The organism is Mycobacterium asiaticum, assembly GCF_001668675.1.
Classification (GTDB): domain Bacteria; phylum Actinomycetota; class Actinomycetes; order Mycobacteriales; family Mycobacteriaceae; genus Mycobacterium; species Mycobacterium asiaticum_D.
Genome location: NZ_LZKQ01000156.1, coordinates 1 through 20,280, shown reverse-complemented (window position 1 = coordinate 20,280; position 20,280 = coordinate 1). Strand labels below are relative to the sequence as shown.

The window sequence follows — 20,280 nt, the reverse complement described above, 5'->3', positions numbered from 1 at the left end:
ATCGGTGCCAGCCCGGCACTTCACCCGGGCGGCGGCTAGGAGGCGGCCTGGACCGTGATCTCGGAGATGTCGGCTTCGCTCTTGCCGTCGGTGGTGCCCAGGGTGGAGATCCACACCAGCAGGTTCGACGTCGGCGACGACGCGTTGACCTGAATGGTGTTGGGGCCGGGCTTGAGCGCGGTGGCCGGGGTCAGCACCGTGGTGTCTTCCAGCTTCGACGGGTTCGCCGTGCTGGACGAGCGGATCTCGACCTTGGTCCCGGTGCTGGAGATGTTGAGCGTGACCGTGCCCACCGTGGTCGGGCTGGGCAACTGCAGCAACAAGCCGACCCCGCTCTTGAAGCCGGGGAACGGGACGGAGTCGGAGTAGGTGTCGGTATGCCACACGGAGCCGGGATTGCCGTCGATGGCGTTGCTCGCCTCACCGGGATTGTCCGCGTCGCCTCCGGGGGAGAAGACGGTGGCCTTGGTGGGTTTGACGGTGCTGCCCGACGGGGCGGGGCTGCCCGGCGACTCCGAGGCAGCGGACGAGGTCGGGTTGTTCAGACCGAGCTGCTCCCCCTTGATGCCGCTGCCGACGTCGCCGAAGATCTTGCTGACCACCGAGGCCAACACGAGCAGCGCGACCAGGAGCACCGCGGCCCCAGCGCCGACGCCGATCAGAATGTTGCGACGCCGGCGGGAGTACACCTCGTCGTCGCGGGCGGCGGCCCGCCGCGGAGCCGCGGGAGCGGGCGGTTCGGCGATCGGCCCCAGCACCTCGGTGCGGTCGGCGACCGCGGTGGCCTGTTGCAACAGGTTCAAAAGCGTTGAGGCACTGCGTATTCCGCCGTCCTCCTGAACGGAGCGGACCGCAACCGCGGAGATCTGGAAGGGTATGTCGCGGTCGACGGCGGTGGGTTCGACCGGCTGGCCGTGTGCATCGCGCTCGGCGGGGGCCAACCCGCTGCGCACCCCCGACTCGGGCAACGGCCACCGGTTGACCAACAGGGCATACAGCGAGGCGCCGATCCCGCGGATGTCGTCCTCGGGGTTGGCGTCCGGCATGGTCGCCGGGTAGGCCAGCACCACGTCGCCGTCGATGCTTACCCGCACCCGGCTGGGATGGTCGATCGACAACGCCACCCCGGCGCGGTGCGCGGCGTCGGCGGCCGCGGCCAGCGACTGCATGGCCCGGACGGCTCCCACCGGCGACGGCGAGGTGTCGGCGACTTCCTGTAGCGAGCCACCACGGATCCACTCGGCGACCACCAAGCCCCCGGATCCGGTGTGCACCACATCCAGCACCCGGGCGATGCCCGGTTTGTCGATCCGGCTCAGGCGCAGGGTGCGAGACAGGATTTCCTGCAGGACGTCGTCGGGCAGCGAACCCTCGGGGTCCACGAAGACGAGCGCCACCTGCCGGTCCAACGCGGTGTCCATCGCTTGCCAGAAGTGCAGCGGCGGCGTGCCACCGTGCGAGATCAGCAGCCGGTAGCGGCCGTTGGCGATGCGGGCACCGGGCACCAGGTTGTGGTCGTCGGGCGGCGGTTCCGGTGCGCGTTCGCGGGGCGCGTCGAACGGTAGCGGCCCGCGCGGGTCGGGTGCGCCGCCGTTGCGCTGGTCGCGGATGCGTCCGGGTCCCCGCTCGGCCGGGATGTCGGGCTGGAAGTCGTCAGCGCGTGGCCGCGGCGGTTCCTCGCCCTTCGGCGAGTCGGGAAAGGCGCGGGGCAAGGCACTATCCGATGAGCGGTCGGTCACCCCCAGTCCTTTCGCTATCCCGGCCCTGGTTACCGGAGGTTTGCGCCGGATCGGTTCCTGGCTGACTGATTCCCCCGGCAGGGACGGATTTCTTTGCTCAGGGTACGTGACCGAATGGCGGCCGGACGAGACAGTGGTTGCGGCTGGGCCCCGTTGGACGCGCTCGTTTGCGTTGGTCGCTCCCAGCCGGCGCTGGACAGCGGCGAGCGCGGCTTGTGCGTCGGGCACCCGCGCGGCGAGCAGCACGGCAATCAGGATCGGCACCATGACGATCGCCAGCGCGAGCAGCCGCAGCAGTGAACCCATGCCGCCGTGGGTGGTCCAGCGGTCCAGTCCGAGCAACCGGTCGGCGACGTGGGCGACCAGGCCGGCGAGCAGCGACGCCGAGATCGTCACCAGGATGGTGCGGATTTCGCCGAGGCCGATCAGCCCGCCCCCCTTTGGCCGCAGGCTGCGCCGCAGCAGGATGTGCCCGACGATCGCGCCGGCCAGGAAGCCGAGGCCGTTGGCCGTCCCGAGATAGCCGGCCACCAGTTGTTTGTTGTTCGTGACGTGCGGTGCGACCAGCGAGCCGGCGATCTTCACCAGGGTGATCACGATGATGATCACGATCGGCGTCCACGGCTGCTCGCGGGCGTAGAACACCCGCAGTTGCAGCAGCACCAGCGCGTAGGGAATCAGCGTGAAGGCCGACAGTGCGATCGCCGCGCCGAGGTATCCGGCGTCGACCTGGCCGAACTTGCCGTAAGCGAACAGCGCGCTGCCGATCGCGGGTCCGCCGACGGTCATGAACGCCACCGCCGGTATCAGGGTGATCATCGTGAGCCGGGTCGCCAGCGACAGGTCGGCGAGGACCGCCGGAATGTCGTCGGCGGCGGCGTTGCGGCTCAGCCGCGGCATCACCACCGTCAGGACGGTCACGCCGATCATGCCGAACGGCAGCATCAGCACCAGCCAGGTGTAGTTGTAGATCGCCGGCCCGGACGCGGCCGCGGTGCTGGCGATCTGGTTGCCGACCACCAGACCGAGCTGGCTGATCAGCACGTAGAGCACCATCGCGGCGGCCATCGTGCCGAAGCGCTTGAGCCGGTCGTCGAGTCCCCACAGTGGGCGCAGGCTGATGTGCTGGCGCTGGATCGCCAGCAGCAGCACCGCGGTCTGCGCGAACACTCCCAGCGTGGTGCCGATGCCCAGCACCAGCAGTTTGGGGTTGCCCATCTCGACGGGGTCCACCGAGAGTTCGCCGGGGACCGCCAGATACACGCCCAGGGTGGCGATCGCGACGATGTTGTTGACGACGGGCGCCCAGGCGGGCGGCCCGAACACGTTGCGGGTGTTCAGGATCGCCATGAACACCGAGGACAGCCCGTAGACCAGCACCTGCGGCAGCAGCAGGTAGGCGAACGCCGTGGTGAGCGGTTCATTGACTTCTGGGTCGCGGCCCAGCATCAACCGCACCAGCAGCGGTGCGGCCAGCACCGACAACGCGGTGGCGATGATCAGCAGGGTGGTGGCCAGCGTGACCAGTCGGCGCACAAACGCGGCGCCGCCGTCCGGGTCGTCCTGCTCGGCGCGGGCGAGCACCGGGACGAAGATTGCGGTGAACGTGGCTTCCAGCACCAGGGCCGCCACCAGGTTCGGCAGCTGGTTGGCCACCGAAAACGAGCTGGACAGCGCCGCGCCCAGAATGGCGGCCAGCAGCACGATCCGGGCGAACCCGGTGAGCCGGCTGATCAGGGTGGCGAACGCCATGCCCCACGACCGCGAGACCAGGGCGGCGTCAGACAGTTCCTCTTGGCGGGGCCGCTGCGCGGGTGCGGGCTGCCTGCTCGGCAGGTTCTGCGGCCGACCCTGCGGCGGTGGTTGCACCCGCCGGGGTGCGGCGGTCATACGCGATGCTCTTCGTGAACCCGATGATCGATCACCTGGCGCTGCTCGACGGGCCGGAGGCGGTTGCCGGGCGGCGGGTCGGGGCGATCCAGGTCGGCGCGGTCAGGCTGGCCGCGGAATCGGTGCCAGAGTCGACGGCCCGCCAGCATGACCAGGACCGCCGCGGCGGTGAGCGTGATGGCGAACAGGACCTTCCCGTAGGCGTTGGAGTGCACCGAGAGCCGGACCGGTTCACCGAGCGTCGTTCCGTCGGGGGTTCGCAGCCGGACGTCGATGGCGACCCGCTGGGTGAAGTTGACCTCGATCGGCACCCGCAGCGGCAGGTAGCCGGGCGGCAGCTCGATCTCGCCCATGTCGGTGACCGTCATGCCGGGCGGCGCGTTCACTTGCAGCCTGACGCGGATCGGAACGGCCAGACCGTTGTGCAGAGCGAGCGGAAGCGGGCTGTGCTCGGTGGCCAGCGTGTAGGAGCCGCCCGGGTTGACGATCGTGACCGAGCCGAAGAAGTCGTCGATGGTGGTGCCGACCACCGTCAGCCGCTGCTGCGCCAGGCCGTTGCGGGTGTCCGGCGGTACCGACTGGCTGAGCGCCCGCAGCATGTCCTCGCGCAGCGGCGCCGTGTACTGCGGTCCGGTCAGGCCGGTGCGCTCGTCGGTCATCAGCGCCGAGGTCAGCTTCCACAGCCGGCCCACCTGTCCGGAGACCTGGTTGGTGATGTCGTCGCCGAACCGGCCCCGGGCCGATGGGTAGGCACCGGGCGGTTCCGGGGGTTCCGTGCGTGCCGCGGCGTCGGCGACCAGCGCGGGCAGCGGTCGGGGCACCGCCAGACCGGAGCGGATGCTGGTGGCCAGCGTGGTCAGGATGGACTGCGCGTCGTCGCCCTGCAGGGTCCACGACGCGGGCGGCACCAGAATCTGGGTACGCGGCGCGGCCTCCGGGGTGAGGCTGCGCCACAGCATGGCGCCCAGGGCGTCCTGGCGGCGCGCGGTGCCCGAGTCGTGGGTGAGCCGGATCGACAGCGAGGGGTCCAGATACGTCGGCACGGTCGGGTTGGTCCCCGCGCCGGCCAGGGCGGCGCCGACGGCCGGGTCGAAGGGCGCCGCGACCACCCGCGGGGACAGGCGGCGTGGCGCGATGTTGGCGCTGTCGTGGGTCCCGTCTTGGGCGGTGAAGTCGGCGGCGGCGACGGCGACCGTGCTGTCGTTGGCGTTGAGCAGGGTGACGGCCCGATCGGTCAGCGGACCGTCGGGCAGTAGGGCGGTGCCGCGCACGGACGCGACGTCCAGGATTCGGTCGACGATGTCGCTGGTGCTGACGGTCGCGGTGGAGCTCAAGCCGGGATCGTTGACCCGCTGCAGGGCGTCCAGGTCGGCCTGGGCGTAGGGCAGCGGCGCCACGCACGTGCGGTGGGCCAGTGCGCGCAACCGGTTCAGCCACAGGGTCGCGGCGGCCTGACCGGTGCCCGGATGGGTGGGGGTGCCCGGCAACTGGGCGGCGGCCTCGGGTGAGTTCGACACGACATACCCGGCGGTCATCGCGTTGACCGTGACAATGAGGTCCGGATCGACCGCCAGGCAGAGCGCGCGGCCGACAGCTCCGTCGGGGTCGACGTCGCGGCTGGTGGCCAACTCGGCGGCGGACAGCAACGTGTCCAGCCGGCCGCCATTGGCCAGCGAGTTGGCTAGTTCGTCGTCGACGAGGCGGACCGGGATGGTGCCGCCGGGCACGCCGGGGGCCAGTCGGGGGCGGTCGGCCAGCGGCCACAGCATGGTGATCCACACCGGCTTGTTGGTTTCCGGAGCCACCGCAGACTCGATGTTGCCGCCCTTGTCCGGCGGCACGCCCACCACGGGAAGCAGGAAGCGCGCGTTGTCGAGGCGGGCGGGTGCGCCGTAGTCGGGGGTGCCGTTGACGTTGACCAGCAGCGGGTAGATGCCGGGCTGAGCGATGGCCAGCGAGGGCTTGGTCAGCGAGCGCAGTGGCGCGGACAGGATGAACCCGGCCTGTTGTCCGCGTTGTAATTCGGGGGCCACCGTGAGGAAGTCGGCGGCGGGTTCGTACTGGTCGGTGCTGCCGTCGAGCGAGGTGCGCAGGCTGGCCGAAGCGGTGATCGCCGATGCGTGCTCGAGCCGGACCATGACGTCGCGCACCGGGCGGTCGCCGATGTTGATGACCATGCCGCTGACGGTGACGACGGGATCGCTGGTCGTGGTGACGACGTCGGGGGTCACCTGGTCTATCCGGACCTGGACGAAGGGGGTGGCGGTCGGCTCGCCGGCGCCGGCGCGCGGCGTGGTAGCGGGCGCGGTGAGCAACACGGCGAAGCCGGCGACGATGCCGATCACTGCCGCGAACCGCACCAATCTTCTCCAGGAAGCGATCACGGCCCTCGCCTGTGACCGTTCTTCTTGCCCGGCTCGGGATCGTTGGCGTGACGGGTGCGGGAATGGGTCTGCGGTCGGCGCCGCGGGGAACTCGGCGGCAGCGGGGGCAGCGCCGCTTCGCCGTCGTTTTGCAATTTGTCGATCAGCTCGTCGGCGACTTCGGCCAGGCGGCGTTCGTCGGCGTAGGCCAGCCGGGACGGCAACTCCCGGATCGGCACCCACGCCACCTCGGCGACCTCGAGGTCCTCGTCGCACAACTCCCCACCCAAGAACCGCATCAAATAGTGGTGCACGGTCTTGTGCACCCGTCGGCCATCGGTGACGAACCAGTAGTCGATGCGTCCCAGCGCGGCCAGCACGCTGCCCCGGATCCCGGTCTCTTCGGCGACTTCGCGAATGGCGGTCTGCTCGGCGGTTTCGCCCATTTCGATGTGGCCCTTGGGCAGCGACCAGAGCATCCTGCCACGACGGTCGATGCGACCGATCAGAGCGGCCACCTGTGACTCGCGCGGGCCGTCGATGCCGTCGATCACCAGGCCGCCGGCCGAGGTCTCGTGCACGGTACGCATGCGCTCGGTGCCGCGGCGTTGCCGAGCGCGACTCTGGGCGGCGGTGGCGGGGGTGGGTGCGGTGTCGGCGGCCGGTTGGCCGTTCGTATTCTTATCGGCCGAGCGTTCGGGCGAGCGCGCACCGCCACCACGACCGCGACGCCGTCCGCGACGTCGGCGTGGTTTGGCCTGTTCGCCGTCCGACACCCAAGCGATATTAGCTGGCACGGGCCGGTCTTCCGGATGCACTCGCCGTCGACGGATACCTTTGATCACTTCTGTCGCCGCGGTCGCATCTGCCACATCAGCCTCTCCACGGGGAGGCACTCGCGTTGCCCGGCTTATAGCGACATTGTCGGTCGCTGCGATGGCGGGTGAACCCGGCGTGCGCTGAGTCACCCGGTCGGCCCGACTACGCTGACCGAACGTGGCTGAACTCGCCCAAGATGCCGAACTGCTGACCGCGGCCGCGGTCGCGTTGCACCAGCACGCCGCCCTGCTGGGTGAGCTGGGGGCGGCGTTCGCGGGTGCCGGACACGAGCTCTACCTGGTCGGCGGTTCGGTGCGGGACGCGGTGCTGGGCCGGCTCAGCCCGGATCTGGATTTCACCACCGACGCCCGGCCCGAGCAGGTGCAAAAGATCGTGCGGCCGTTGGCCGATGCGTTGTGGGACACCGGCATCGAGTTCGGCACCGTGGGGGTGGGCAAGGACCAGCACCGCCTCGAGATCACCACGTTCCGCGCCGACACCTACGACCAGGTGTCGCGCAACCCCGAGGTGCGGTTCGGCGACCGCCTCGAGGACGACCTGGTGCGGCGCGACTTCACCGTCAATGCGATGGCGGTGCGCATCATCGCCGACGGGCTCGGCGAGTTCCTCGACCCGCTCGGCGGCCTGGCGGCATTGCGCGCCCGGACGCTGGACACCCCGACGTCCCCGGAGGTGTCCTTCGGCGACGACCCGCTGCGGATGCTGCGCGCCGCGCGGTTCGTCTCCCAACTCGGCTTCACCGTGGCGCCGCGGGTGCGCACCGCGATCGAGGAGATGGCCCCGCAGCTGGCGCGGATCAGCGCCGAGCGGGTGGCCGCGGAGCTGGACAAGCTGCTGTTGGGCAAGGATCCGGTGGCGGGTGTCGACCTGCTGGTGCAGACCGGGATGGGTGATGTGGTGCTGCCCGAGATCGGTGGCATGCAGATGGCCATCGATGAACACCACCAGCACAAGGACGTCTACCAGCATTCGCTGACCGTGCTGCGCCAGGCGATTGATCTGGAGGACGACGGCCCCGACCTCGTATTGCGTTGGGCGGCACTGCTACACGACATCGGTAAGCCCGCCACCCGCCGGCACGAACCCAATGGCGGAGTGAGCTTCCACCACCACGAGGTGGTCGGCGCCAAGATGGTGCGCAAGCGGATGCGGGCGTTGAAGTACTCCAAGCAGATGATCGACGACGTGTCGCAGCTGGTGTACCTGCACCTGAGGTTCCACGGTTACGGCGAGGGCAAGTGGACCGATTCGGCGGTGCGCCGTTACGTCGCCGACGCCGGTCCGCTGCTGCCGCAGCTACACAAGCTGGTGCGCGCGGACTGCACGACCCGCAACAAGCGCCGGGCCGCGCGGCTGCAAGCCAGCTACGACCGGCTCGAGCAACGCATCGCCGAGCTGGCCGCCCAGGAGGACCTGGACCGGGTGCGCCCGGACCTGGACGGCAACGAGATCATGCGGCTGCTTGATATCCCGGCCGGCCCGCAGGTGGGGGAGGCGTGGCGGTTTCTCAAGGAGCTCCGCCTGGACCGGGGCCCGCTGTCCACCGACGAGGCGACCGCCGAGTTGCTGGCGTGGTGGAAGGCGCGGGGAGACGGCTAGCCTCGTGGCAGGAGGCGCGGGGCCGTGCCGTCGATTTCGACACGCAGTTCAGACATACAGCGGGAACTTGGCGACCTGCCAGCACATCGAATCAGGCATGGACTACTGCCTGGCGGGAGACGACGGCATGGCCTCGCTCTGGACCCGTCCGCTCGATCTGGACTTGGACGGGGACGGCAACCTCGACGCGATCGGCCTGGACCTGGACGGCGACGGCATGCGCGACGATGCGCTCGCCGACCTGGACGGAGACGGCTTGGCCGATCACGCCGTCTTGGACGTCGACAACGACGGCTCGCCGGAAAGCTTCTTCGTTGACGATGGATCGGGCACTTGGGCGGTTGCCGTCGACCGGGGCGGGCAGGTTCGATGGTTCGGCCTGGACGGTGTCGAGCACACGGGCGGGCCGCTGGTGGACTTCGACGGCAGTGGCCACCCTGACGACCGGTTGATCGATGCGAACGGCGACGGGCTTGCCGATCGGGTGCTCTGCAACGGTCCCGACGGGCTCAGCGGATATGTCGATACCGACGGCGACGGTCGTTGGAATGTCCGGCTGACCGACAGCGATGGCGACGGAGCCGCCGACGGCGCCACCGCTCTTTGAATTCAATTAAATTTCGCACAGCTAAGAAAAACATTCGTTCACTGGATAACACCGAATCGTTTGCAGGACTGGCAGTTATCTATCCCCCGTTTGACAGGGCGGGGGTTCTCGTGTGCACTAAACAGCCTGTTCCCCCGCCGAAGCAGTCTCTGCGGCACCTGAAGTGACAGGCCGGTGCACCTGGTTTAGCTTTACCCAGACCCTGGCTCGGGCAGTGCAATGAATTGAGGGAGACGTAAATATGGCAAATACGACAGTTGTTACTCCGGAACTGCTACGCAGTACGCAACAGCGGATTGAGACCCGGCTGCAAGAGGCTGCCGTGATCGCCAACCAGTATTTGAGCGGTCACGAAAACATCATCGGCGCCACCGGATGGGCGGGCGACGCCGGCTCGACTTCGCTGAGCACGGCGGGCCAGATCCACCACGATCTCCAGCAGATCATGGCGGGCGGGCACCGGCTGGCCAACGGTCTGGGTCGGGCGGCGATTCTGATGGAGAACCACGAAGCGGACGCAGCGCACAACCTCAACGGTGTCTTCGGCGGCGGGGGGACGCAGGCGGTCTGATTCGCACATCGACTCTTCTGAAATCGACCACCTGACCACCTAAGGAATCCACCGCATGACAGATCACATCGTCTACAACCACGGCGCCGTCATCGGCTTCGCCGGCGAAGTCGGCGCGCAGGCCGCGCAGCTGATGGAGATTCACGCCGACGTCCTCCACCTCACCCAGGGCCTCGGCGACTTCTTTCAGGGGCACGGCGCCACCGCTTTTTTCGACGCGCAGCAGCAGATGCTGCGAGGCCTGGAAGACATGATCCAGACCGTCAGCCGGCACGGTCACACCGTGCACAACGTCGACGAGATGGCCCAGGCGACCGATGCGCAGATGGGCGCTTTATTCACCTAGCAATTGCGAGCGGGCCGAGAGGGCGCATGCGGTGCGTGCGCCCTTGACGCGCGCAGAAGGACATCGTGCTAACCACCACTCTCGACGGGCTATGGGCCCTGCAAGTACTCACAGGCATCGAAACGGTTGCGCCTGAGTTGGGCCTGCGGCCGCACCTGCCCAGTGTGGAGCCCAGGCAGCTGGCCCTGTCCCATCCGGTCACGACCGAACTGCGGGACGCTGGAGTCATCGACGAGTCCGGCGCCGTGGACAACGCCGTGGTCGAGTGGCTGACCGTACTCTCTCGCCGCGATATCGCGTTGTTCGTCCACGTCCGCACCCCGGGTGATGACCAGGCCGCCCGGGTGCTGCTCGCCAGATTCGCGCAGTGGTGGGTGGCTGTCGAGCGCTCCGCCGATCTGGTGCGCATCAGCGGCATCGGCACCGCCAGCGCCGAAGCACCGGCCGGTTCGATGCTGTACGCGGAGATAGAAAGATTGTGCGGCCAGCACACACCAGCCCCGTTGCGGCCGGTCACGCTTGACACCGACATGCTGCGCACCACGCCGGACCGGCAAGCGTTGCACGACCTGTTGGTCGCCCAACGGCTACAGCCCGATCAGTTGCAAGTGCTGGAACTGGCCGCCGACCCCGACCAGTCCGCTCAAGCCTCAATTGTGGCAATCCAATCCGGGGTGGCCACCGGGCGATCCGCTCGCACGCACGTCGAGGCCAGCCCTGTGACGATCATCGACACACCGGCGGGTCGGCTGATCGTCGACGACATCCAATCTGCCGGCAAGACATGGACGATCATCGCGCCCGGCACGCAGAGCAACATCAATGCGGCGATCCGCCGCATGGTCCGGCGTCTGCCGGCCGACCAGGACTGGCATTCATACCGGAAAGTTGTGTAGTCGAGAATGATTACTCGAGTGTTAGCAATCGCACCGTGACGCAATCGGTTTCGGGCACCTTACGCATTTCCGACATGGTGGCGCCGCGCAAGATTCCGCCCGGGTCGGGCTGGCGGAAACTGCTGTACGGCATCTCCTTCCGCGCGATCAACCTGGGTGAATCGCCCGCTGAACGCCATTACCGAGAATTGCAGGAGCGAATCCGCCGCCACATCCGGAAGCAATACGTGATCGGCGTGATCTCTGGTAAGGGTGGCGTCGGCAAGACGACGATGACCGCGTGCATCGGTGGGGTATTCCGGGAATGCCGGCCCGATAATGTCGTTGCCATCGATGCGGCACCCGGCTTCGGCACGCTGGCCGGTCGGATCGACGAGTCTCCGCCGGGTGACTACTCGGCCGTGCTGAACGACACCGATGTTCAGGGTTATGCCGACATCCGAGAACACCTAGGGCAGAACAGCATCGGACTCGACGTCCTGGCCGGCAACCGCGCTTCGGACCAACCGCGGCCGCTCGTCCCGTCGATGTTCACCGGAGTGCTGTCCCGACTGCGCCGCACCCACACCGTCATCGTGGTGGACACCTCCGACGACCTGGAGCACCCGGTGATGAAGGCGGTGCTGGAAGCCTGTGACGCCTTGGTTTTCGTCTCCGGATTGACGGCCGACACCTCGTTACCGGTGACACGAGCGATCGACCTGTTGCGGTCGATGGGCTTCCATGAGCTTGTATCACGCAGCACGGTCGTCCTCAACGACAGCCGCAACAAGTTTGATCCCGAGGCCCGCAGCTACCTCACCGAGCGGTTCCGTCAGTCCGGAGCGACCGTCGAATTCATGCCGTACGACCCATACCTCGCCAAGGGCGGGATCATCGATACCCGGCACGAACTGAAGAAGAAAACCCGGCTGCGACTGTTCGAGATCACCGCGGCGCTGGCGGACAAGTACATTCCGGATGCCGACAGGCCGCGTTAATGGCGAAAGTCTCGTTCCCGGCCCGGTGCGCGGTGGCCGTCGTCTGCGGTGAACACCTTCTCTCACAGGTGTATCCGGCTTCGGTGCCGATCGAAGTCTTCATCGACAATGTCGTCGAATTACTCAATGACGAACTCAAGCGGCGCGGGGTCAGCGGGTTGGAACCCGGTGTCGGATACGAGTTACACAAGGCCAACGGTGTTCGCCTCGACATCACCAAGACCCTCGACGAACTCGGCGTGGAAGACGGCGCCACTCTGACCCTGGTGCCCGCGGTCGACGGCGAATCCTTCGAGCCGCAATATGAATCGCTGTCAACCGGACTGGCCCGGGTGGGCAAGAAGCTTTTCGAACCGGTAACGATGCAGACCGCCGCACATACCGCGCTGGCGATCGTTGCCATGGTGGTAGTGGCGATCCTCGGTTTAGCGGTGTGGCAACGCCTTTCGAGTTCCTCGGCATTACCGAGCATCATCACCGGTGTCGTGGGCCTGCTGACCGCCGGCGGGGCCGTGGTGGTGTGGCGTTGGTGGCCGCACCGCGTCGACATGCTGGATGGGCTGAGCGGGTTGGCCGTCCCGCTGCTCGCGGTGAGCCTGGCCACGGCCGCCCCTGGTCGGGTGGCGTCGGCGCACCTCTTCATTGGTGCCTTGGCTGTCGCGGTACTCACGTCCGCCGTCACGGCAATGACACGGCGCCACATCGACATCGCCACCGCGATCGTCACCCTTTGCACCCTAGGCGGCACTGTCGCGGCGGTGCGGATGTGGTGGCCTGTTCCTGCCCAGTGGCTGGGAATGAGCATGCTGGTCACGCTTTTGCTGGTGGTGACATTCGCGCCAACCGTCGCGCTCTGGGTGGCCCGCATCCGGCCGCCCTATTTTGGTTCCATCACTGGACGAGACCTGTTCCGCCGCAACGCCGGAATGCCGGTCGACGCGGTCTCCCCGGTGACCGACGGAACAGAAGGCGCCGAGGACGACGCCAACCCAGACGCCACCCCGCGGGGGTCACAGATCACCACGGCAGCGATCAAGGCCAACGGCGTGCTGACCGGTATCTGCATAGGCGCAGCGTTCGGCTTGCCGGCCGCAGTGTGGGCCACACTCATGCCCGGACGCGATCGCGGCACTGCGGCCGCCGCACTCGCCGGCCTGTTCGTGGTCATTTTCATCAGTCGCGGCCGCGCCTTCGCGGACAAGCGCCAAGCCGTCGCACTGGTATGCGGTGCCGCCGCAGCCACCTGCGTAGGTGCCGTCAAATATGTTGTCCAGCAGCCCCCCTCGGCATACCAGACGCTACTTCCCGTGACCGTGCTGTTGGTGGCCTTCGCGGGGGCCGGTCTGCTGGCCGCCCTGTTGGTGCCGGTCACCAGATTCACCCCGCTGGTCCGCATGGGCGCCGAGTGGCTGGAGATAGTGGCGATTATCCTTGCGCTGCCGCTGGCGGCCTGGATCGGCGGGCTCTTCACCTGGGTGCGGATGCGATGAAGCCGACACCTTCGGCCCTACGGCGCATCGGTGCGCTCGCCGTCGTGATCCTGCTACCCGTCTTGTCAAGCAATCTTGGTGTTGCACAAGCGATTCCCCCGCCAGTGATCGACCCCGGCCGGGTTCCCACGGACGGCAAACCCGCCTCCGAACAGCCGATGCGGCAGAGCAACATGTGCGCGCGCACGGTCACCGTGGCCGATCCCAATGTGTCGGTCGCCGCACCCGGCTTCACCATGCTCAACATCAGCAAGGCGTGGCAGTACTCGACCGGTAACGGGGTACCGGTCGCCGTCATCGATACGGGCATCAATCCCAGCCCACGGCTTCGAGTGGTCGCCGGCGGTGACTACATCATGGGTGGCGACGGGCTGATGGACTGCGACGCCCACGGCACCATCGTTGCTTCTGTGATTGGTGCGGCGCCGCAGGGCAGTCCAATGCCGGCCCCGATGCCCGCTAGTGCGGCTTTCCCACCACCGGCCGGACCGCCGGCGGTCGATGCGGCGCCGCCACCACCGGGTGGGCCGCCGCCGCCCGTCGCCCCGCCTCCACCGCCCACCCCGGTCACGGTGACCGAGACGAGACCGGTGCCGGTTCCCGCAGCGCCGCCTCCCGACGAACCTTCCAATGCCCCAGGCGATCCCGGCACCGGAGCAGCCGACGTCCCCGAAGTCCCCGGGCCCCCGCCGGGAGCGCCTGACGGAGTCGCAGGCGTTGCGCCACACGCCGTGATCATGTCGATCCGACAGTCGTCACGGGCCTATGAGCCGGTGAATCCCGGGCCCGGTGACATGGAAGTGCGCAAGAAGGCGGGTTCGATCGCAACCCTGGCCAAGGCGATCGTCCATGCCGCCAATATGGGCGCGAAAGTCATCAACATCAGCGTCACCTCATGCGTCTCGGCCGCTGACCCCTTGGACCAGGCCGCGATCGGTGCGGCCGTCTGGTACGCAGCCACCGTCAAGGACGCGGTGATCGTCGCAGCCGCGGGTAACGACAGCGAGGACGGCTGCGCGCAAAACCCGACGTTCGACCCGCTGGATGCGTCCGATCCGCGCGACTGGCATCAAGTGAAAACCGTTTCCTCACCGTCATGGTTCTCCGACTACGTGTTGTCGGTGGGTGCGGTGGACAACACCGGTGCCCCGATCCCCAAGAGCCTCGCTGGTCCTTGGGTGGCAGCCGCCGCACCAGGCGTGGGCATCATGGGACTGTCCCCTCAGACCGGCGGAGCTGTGAACGCCTACCCACCGATACGTCCCGGCGAGAAGAACATGCCGATCTGGGGTACCAGCTTCTCCGCCGCCTACGTCAGTGGTGTTGCCGCCCTTGTTCGCGCCAAGTATCCGGCGCTGTCGGCCCACCAGGTCGTCACTCGGATACTGCGGACCGCGCACAACCCGCCCCGCGGCGTGGACAATCAGGTCGGCTACGGTGTGGTGGACCCGGTGGCCGCTCTGACCTTCGATGTTCCCGCTGGAGAACGGCTTCCGCCGCCCGCACACAGCCGGATCGTCACACCGGCGGCCCCGCCGGCGCCCCCCGATCACCGAGCCCGCAACGTGGCGCTGATCTTCGCCGGTATCGTCGCGGCCGGTGGTGCCGCGGCGTCGCTGGTGGCGCGGGTGCGGCGGCAACGATGACGTTCACGACCAAGGTGGTGACCATCGTTGCGGTCTTTGTCGTCACCATCGCTGGGCTCGCAACCTTCGGGTATGCCGGGGCGACAACCGGTTTGGTGGTTGGCCTGGCTGCTGGGGTCATTCCGTGGCGGCGCCGGACGGCATGGTCCTGGCTGCTGCTGTGGTGTCGGCGCAACCGCCCGATCCGGTGGACGCTGCCGCGAACCGTCGCCAACGATCGGGCCGGTGGGGGAGTGCGCTTTCAGGACGGTGTTGCTGCGGCGGCCGTGCAGCTGCTCGGCAAAGCGCACACCCCAACTCTTTTCACCGGTTCGGCTTCGGTGGACACCGAGAACCTCTTGAAGATTAACGATTTGGCGCCGCTGCTCGAGCAGAGCCTGGGGCTGAACCTGGATTCTCTCAGCGTGCTCAGCACGGGAGTGCGGCGCCGCAGCACCGGTGACTACCCGCGGGTCTATGACACCCTGATCGGCACACCGCCCTACGCCGGGCAACGCGAAACATGGCTGGTATTGCGGATCTCGCTGCTGGACAACGTCGAGGCGTTGCGTTGGCGTGGCTCAGCTGGTACCGCGACGCTTGCCGCGGCACAACGGATCAGCACCGCCCTGCGGCAGCAGGGAATCCGCACTCGGGTCGCGACCGCCAGCGACATCGTCGAACTCGAGCGCAGGCTGGGCCGGACCGCACTCGACGTGTGCAACCGGCGGTGGACAACGGTGCGGGGGACCGACGGGTGGCTGACAACGTACGGGTACCGGCCGCAGGACCTGACCACCGAGAACCTGGCGCAGGCGTGGACGATCCGATGCGACGGGATCACCCAGAACATCACGCTTTTCGGTGATGGCCACATGATGGGCACGTTGACGGTGCGCAGTGCACAGCCACCGACCGCGCCGCCGAGCACTCTGTTGCAGATGCTGCCGGGGGAGCAAGCCCAGGCCGTCGCGGCGAATCTGTGTGGCCCTCGCCCGTCGCTGCCGCGAATCCGGTCCGGGCGCGTGACAGATGCGCTGGTCATTCCGTTGGGACCATCGGGCGTACTGCTCGGGAAGGTGGGTGGCGGCAGGCGAATGCTGCTTCCTCTCGACGACCCTGGCGAGTTCAGCCGGGTACACATTGCGGCCGACGACGCGCTCTCCAAGCGAATCGTGGTGCGACTCGCGGGTTCCGGTGAGCGGATCACCGTTCACACGCGCAACCCAAAGCGTTGGGACAGCATCCGAATGCCGGACGTGGTGATCACAGATCAGGCCAAGCCAGTCGCAGGCACGACGGTCAGCGTGGTCGACGGCACCGTGACGCCCGCCCCGCGTCCCAATACTGTTGTTTCAGTGCATGACTCGGGCAACCCATATCCTGGGGCCGCCGAGGTGCTGATTATCCAGCGTGGCCCGGCATCGGTGGATGTGACGGCGGGCGGTCAGACCTACACCGTCGAGGTCGAGCTGTTCCGCGCCGAGAACCGCTATGTGTCATCCGAACCGACCAGCCTGCGCAGTGCCGACCTCACCTCGGTGGAATCTTCATGACGAGCAGCACCACGACGTCGGCCGCACGCAAGCGGTTCGATCAGGCGATGGCGTTGCTGGACAGCGATATCGAGGCCGCCGGCGCCCGATTCCGGGAAGCCACCGAGCTGGATCCGTCGATGGCAGACGCCTGGCTGGGGCGTATCGCTGCGGGCGACGAGGCGCTGACCACGGTGCAACAGCTCTACAAGTACGGTGCGCGGTTGCACCGGGAGACGAATCGTCTGGGAGTGCGGTTGTCGGCCCCCATCAAAGCCGGCCCCTACCTGTCTATCTCGGTGACGGAGTCTTCACACGCCGGTTTAGCGCTCGCCAGCGCACTGGTCGATGCCGGACACTACGCCCGGGCCGAAGCGCTGCTGGCCGATCCGGCATTGCTCGACACCTGGGAAAATCACCATTGGAAACAGTACATCGATGCCCATTTGATGTTCGTCACGCAACGATGGCCAGACGTGATCACCGCGGCTGCGGCGATCCTCCCGCCTCAGGCCATCATCATGCCGGTAGTTACGGCGGCGACATGCGCCCTGGCCGCGCATGCCGCGGCGCATCTCGGCCAGGCGCGCGTCGCGTTGGACTGGACCGACCGGGTAGCCCTGCCGAGGTGTGATGAATTCCCGTTGATCGCAGCCGATCTCGCCTACATCAGGGGGATGGCGTATCGGCAGCTGGGCGACGAACAGCAAGCGCAGGTGTGGTTGTCCAAGGCCACGATCAACGGCGCGCTGGTGGAGTCGGCCAAGCAGGCACTGGCCGACCCTGACCTGCAATTGGTGGTCACCGCCGAAGACGTCATCGCATCCCGCACGGACAAATGGGATGTCGGCACCCAGCGATCCGCTCAGCAGCGCACCGAGGCTCAACACGAAGAGCGGCGTGAACAACTGCTGCGGGAAGGACGCGCGCTGCTGGACAACCAAGTGGGGCTCGCGGAGGTGAAGCGGGCGGTCGCCGAGCTCGAAGACCAGATCGAGGTCCGGGCACTGCGCCTGGCGGCGGGATTGCCGGTGGCCAACCAAACCAACCATATGCTGCTGGTCGGCCCGCCGGGCACCGGCAAGACGACCACGGCCGAAGCGTTGGGCAAGATCTATGCCGGGCTTGGCATCGTGCGTCATCCAGAGATGGTCGAAGTCAAAAGGGCCGACTTCTGCGGGGAGCACATCGGCGCGTCGGGGCCGAAAACCAATGAGCTGATCGCCCGCTCGCTGGGGCGCATCCTGTTCATGGACGAGTTTTATTCACTGGTGGAACGCCATCAAGACGGCCGACCGGACATGATCGGCATGGAGGCGGTCAACCAGCTACTGGTGGCACTCGAGGTGCACCGCTTCGACTTCTGTTTCATCGGCGCCGGCTACGAGCGGGAGATCGACGAATTCCTCACGGTGAATCCAGGTTTGGCGGGGCGGTTCAATCGCAAATTGCGTTTCGAGTCCTACAGTCCGGACGAGTTGGTGCAGATCGCGGTCCGTTACGGTGAGCCGCGTGCGACCGTCATCGAGCCGGCCGCCGCGGCCGCGATGAGGTCGGCCTGCGCCACGCTACGTGCCTACCGCGCACCCGACGGTACGCACGGCGTCGACGTCATGCACAACGGCCGGTTCGCCCGCAACGTGGTGGAACGCGCTGAGCGGCTGCGGGATTCGCGGGTCGCCGCTCAACACCGCAGCGCCAAGGGCTCGGTGACCGTCGAGGATCTACAGACGCTACGCGCCGATGACGTGCTGACCGCGGTGTTTGACGCGTGCGCGGAAAAGCATGTGCCGATCGCACTTTGAGTGCGGTTACACCTCCAAGACGACCGCGCCGCCCTGACCGCCGCCGGCGCACATCGCCGCCACGCCGATGCCACCGCCGCGCCGAGCCAACTCGTAGGTGAGCGTCGTAACCATCCGCGCACCGGATGCCGCGATCGGGTGGCCGAGGCTGCAACCGCTGCCCGAGAAGTTGACCTTCTCCTCGTCGATGCCGTACTCGCGGCAGGCCGCGATCGGCACCGAGGCGAATGCCTCGTTGATCTCCCACAGCGCCACGTCGTCGACTGAGAGCCCGGCCCGCTGCAGCACCTTGCCGATCACCTTGACCGCACCCAGCCCGCAGTCGCGCGGCGGAACGCCCGCGGCGGCCCAGGCACGCACCTTGCCCATCACATTCAGGTTGTTGGCGGCCGCGTAGTCGGCCTCCACCAGCGCGACGGCCGCGGCGGCGTCGTTGGTGCCGCTGCTATTGCCGGCGGTTATCGAGAAGCCCTCGATCTCGGGGTGCAGTACCTTCAACCCGGCCAGCTTCTCCACCGTGGTGTCGCGCCGCGGGTGCTCATCGACCGAGAAGTCGACGACAGAACCGTCGTGCACCGTGATCTTCAGCGGCAGGATCTCGTCGGCGAACTTGCCCGCGTCCTGGGCCGCGACCGCACGCTGATGCGACCGGGCGGCCCAGGCGTCCATCTCTTCGCGGGTGATGCCGACGGACTGCGCGGTGTTCCACCCGACGGTGATCGACATGTCCTTGGCCGGCGCGTCCGGCGTCTCGACGTGGGTGGGCGGCATCCACCGCTCCTCGAACTTCAGCTCGGGTCCCGGGATGCGCCAGTTGGTCAGCGGCGTCATCGACAACGACTGCACGCCCCCGGCGATCAGCACCCGCTCCATGCCCGAGCCGATCTGAGCGGCTGCGTTGCCGATCGCGGTCAGGCTGCCCGCGCAGTGCCGGTTGACCGACTGGCCCGGCACGTGCTCCAGCCCGGTCGCACTGGCCGCGTAGCGGGCCAAATCACCGCCGCCGTAGTGGGATTCCGCGAAGATGATGTCGTCGATCTCGGCCGGGTCCACTCCCGAGCGGCGCACCACCTCGGGCAGCACCGCGGTGATCAGCGTCTCCGGCGGGGTGTTGACGAGCGTGCCCTTGAAAGAACGGCCGATCGCAGTCCGGACAGCGCCGACGATCACGGGTGTGGCCATAGCAGAACCTCGAACTTCCTGTCGGGGGATCGACCGGTATCGTACCAAGTACGGTATTTACAATAGTGGTCAGCTATGTAACGCCGGGACGAGCGCAATAGTTCAGTTCGCCGGCGCAGTCGTCTTCGATGCCGATCAGCGCATGTACTACCGGGCGGAGGGTCGCCGCCGCGCCGGCGAGGCGCACAGGTCGGCTGGAACATCGGGCGTTGACCAATCCGCAGGCCGCCACCGTCAAACCGCCTGTGCCCGCGCATATCTGACCGATTCGGATTCGGGCACCAGAACTTGTCAGACCCTCCTGTCAGGATGGGGTCATGTCCTCGATCTCTTCGCCGCCGGTGGGGCTGCGGCCGATGGATCGGTTGGAGGTGTTGTTCGAGGAGTTGGCGGAGTTGGCCGGGCAGCGTAATGCCATTGATGGGCGGCTGGTGGAGATCGCCGCCGAACTCGAACGCGACGAGTTGTGGGGCATGACCGGGGCGCGTTCGCTGGAGATGGTGATGGGCTGGAAGATGGCCCTATCGTCGGCGAACGCGAAAACGGTGGCCACCATCGCGCGCCGGCTTGAGGAGTTCCCGCAGTGCGCGGCCGGGCTGCGGGAAGGACGGCTGTCGCTGGATCAGGTCGGGGTCATCGCCGCCCGCGCCGGTGAGGGCTCCGATGCCCATTACGCGCAGTTGGCGGCGGTGGCCACGGTCAACCAGTTACGCACCGCGGTCAAACTCGAACCCCGCCCCACCGGCGGCGAAGAGATCGAGGACATGACCCCATCCTGACAGGAGGGTCTGACAAGTTTTGGCGTGAAAACC

General features: G+C 67.6%; 13 protein-coding genes and 2 pseudogenes. 11 read left to right on the top strand and 4 right to left on the bottom strand.

The annotated features are described in order from the left end of the window. Window positions 1–35: 35 nt before the first annotated feature. Genes murJ through A9X01_RS13820 form a run of 3 tightly spaced genes read right to left on the bottom strand, consistent with a single transcriptional unit; the run spans window position 36 to window position 6,768 of the window. A complete protein-coding gene (gene murJ / locus A9X01_RS13830; protein WP_081282375.1) occupies window positions 36–3,629 on the bottom strand; it encodes a murein biosynthesis integral membrane protein MurJ in 3,594 nt (1,197 codons plus the stop codon). Then, entirely contained in the window at window positions 3,626–6,013 is a 2,388-nt protein-coding gene (locus A9X01_RS13825; protein WP_065121324.1) for a hypothetical protein, read from the bottom strand. Before A9X01_RS13825 ends, murJ begins: the two co-directional genes overlap by 4 nt. Continuing rightward, window positions 6,010–6,768 carry an NUDIX hydrolase gene (locus A9X01_RS13820; protein WP_065121323.1) on the bottom strand — a complete coding sequence of 253 codons (759 nt, stop codon included), beginning with the start codon at window positions 6,766–6,768 and terminating at the stop codon, window positions 6,010–6,012. Before A9X01_RS13820 ends, A9X01_RS13825 begins: the two co-directional genes overlap by 4 nt. Before the next feature lie 220 nt (window positions 6,769–6,988). On the opposite strand from A9X01_RS13820, the gene A9X01_RS13815 reads away from it, so the two are divergent. The 10 genes and pseudogenes from A9X01_RS13815 to eccA all read left to right on the top strand — a co-directional run bounded on the left by A9X01_RS13815 (window position 6,989) and on the right by eccA (window position 18,286). Further along, window positions 6,989–8,431, top strand: coding sequence for a CCA tRNA nucleotidyltransferase (locus A9X01_RS13815; RefSeq protein ID WP_065121322.1), 1,443 nt, complete (start codon window positions 6,989–6,991; stop codon window positions 8,429–8,431). Window positions 8,432–8,528: 97 nt separating this feature from the next. Further along, window positions 8,529–9,038 carry a pullulanase gene (locus tag A9X01_RS13810; protein WP_065121321.1) on the top strand — a complete coding sequence of 170 codons (510 nt, stop codon included), beginning with the start codon at window positions 8,529–8,531 and terminating at the stop codon, window positions 9,036–9,038. A gap of 241 nt (window positions 9,039–9,279) precedes the next feature. Beyond that, complete coding sequence (locus A9X01_RS13805) at window positions 9,280–9,609, top strand: WXG100 family type VII secretion target (protein ID WP_065121320.1); 330 nt, start codon at window positions 9,280–9,282, stop codon at window positions 9,607–9,609. 55 nt (window positions 9,610–9,664) lie between these two features. Next, window positions 9,665–9,955: a WXG100 family type VII secretion target gene (locus A9X01_RS13800; protein ID WP_065121319.1), complete on the top strand. Its 291-nt coding sequence runs from the start codon at window positions 9,665–9,667 to the stop codon at window positions 9,953–9,955. Window positions 9,956–10,020: 65 nt separating this feature from the next. After that, a complete protein-coding gene (locus A9X01_RS13795; protein WP_065121318.1) occupies window positions 10,021–10,851 on the top strand; it encodes an ESX secretion-associated protein EspG in 831 nt (276 codons plus the stop codon). Between the two features lie 44 nt (window positions 10,852–10,895). Continuing rightward, window positions 10,896–11,831, top strand: a pseudogene (locus A9X01_RS13790) (MinD/ParA family ATP-binding protein); the annotation flags it as partial. Next, the gene (gene eccD, locus A9X01_RS13785; protein ID WP_081282372.1) at window positions 11,831–13,321 is read left to right on the top strand and encodes a type VII secretion integral membrane protein EccD; all 1,491 of its coding nucleotides are present in this window, start codon (window positions 11,831–11,833) and stop codon (window positions 13,319–13,321) included. The pseudogene A9X01_RS13790 and the gene eccD, both read left to right, overlap by 1 nt. Further along, a complete protein-coding gene (gene mycP, locus A9X01_RS13780; RefSeq protein WP_065121317.1) occupies window positions 13,318–14,967 on the top strand; it encodes a type VII secretion-associated serine protease mycosin in 1,650 nt (549 codons plus the stop codon). The genes eccD and mycP overlap by 4 nt, the downstream gene beginning before the upstream one ends. Continuing rightward, window positions 14,964–16,502, top strand: a complete 1,539-nt coding sequence (gene eccE / locus A9X01_RS13775; protein WP_065121316.1) for a type VII secretion protein EccE — start codon at window positions 14,964–14,966, stop codon at window positions 16,500–16,502. The genes mycP and eccE overlap by 4 nt, the downstream gene beginning before the upstream one ends. Next, window positions 16,499–18,286 (top strand): type VII secretion AAA-ATPase EccA, encoded by a 1,788-nt coding sequence (eccA, locus tag A9X01_RS13770; protein WP_065121315.1) that lies wholly within the window; start codon window positions 16,499–16,501, stop codon window positions 18,284–18,286. Before eccE ends, eccA begins: the two co-directional genes overlap by 4 nt. Window positions 18,287–18,292: 6 nt before the next feature. Here the strand turns inward: eccA and A9X01_RS13765 are convergent, their stop codons facing one another. After that, window positions 18,293–19,468 carry a thiolase family protein gene (locus tag A9X01_RS13765; protein ID WP_065121314.1) on the bottom strand — a complete coding sequence of 392 codons (1,176 nt, stop codon included), beginning with the start codon at window positions 19,466–19,468 and terminating at the stop codon, window positions 18,293–18,295. Window positions 19,469–19,785: 317 nt separating this feature from the next. Here A9X01_RS13765 and A9X01_RS13760 point away from each other — a divergent pair. Next, window positions 19,786–20,208 (top strand): annotated as a pseudogene (locus A9X01_RS13760) (DUF222 domain-containing protein); the annotation flags it as partial. Between the last annotated feature and the right edge of the window lie 72 nt (window positions 20,209–20,280).

What these genes read in the sequence shown, in the direction of transcription:
- eccA (WP_065121315.1), top strand. Translation starts at nt 16,499, where the DNA reads ATGACGAGCAGCACCACGACGTCGGCCGCACGCAAGCGGTTCGATCAG.
- mycP (WP_065121317.1), top strand. Translation starts at nt 13,318, where the DNA reads ATGAAGCCGACACCTTCGGCCCTACGGCGCATCGGTGCGCTCGCCGTC.
- murJ (WP_081282375.1), bottom strand. Translation starts at nt 3,629, where the DNA reads ATGACCGCCGCACCCCGGCGGGTGCAACCACCGCCGCAGGGTCGGCCG.
- A9X01_RS13810 (WP_065121321.1), top strand. Translation starts at nt 8,529, where the DNA reads ATGGACTACTGCCTGGCGGGAGACGACGGCATGGCCTCGCTCTGGACC.
- A9X01_RS13765 (WP_065121314.1), bottom strand. Translation starts at nt 19,468, where the DNA reads ATGGCCACACCCGTGATCGTCGGCGCTGTCCGGACTGCGATCGGCCGT.
- A9X01_RS13800 (WP_065121319.1), top strand. Translation starts at nt 9,665, where the DNA reads ATGACAGATCACATCGTCTACAACCACGGCGCCGTCATCGGCTTCGCC.
- eccD (WP_081282372.1), top strand. Translation starts at nt 11,831, where the DNA reads ATGGCGAAAGTCTCGTTCCCGGCCCGGTGCGCGGTGGCCGTCGTCTGC.
- A9X01_RS13805 (WP_065121320.1), top strand. Translation starts at nt 9,280, where the DNA reads ATGGCAAATACGACAGTTGTTACTCCGGAACTGCTACGCAGTACGCAA.
- eccE (WP_065121316.1), top strand. Translation starts at nt 14,964, where the DNA reads ATGACGTTCACGACCAAGGTGGTGACCATCGTTGCGGTCTTTGTCGTC.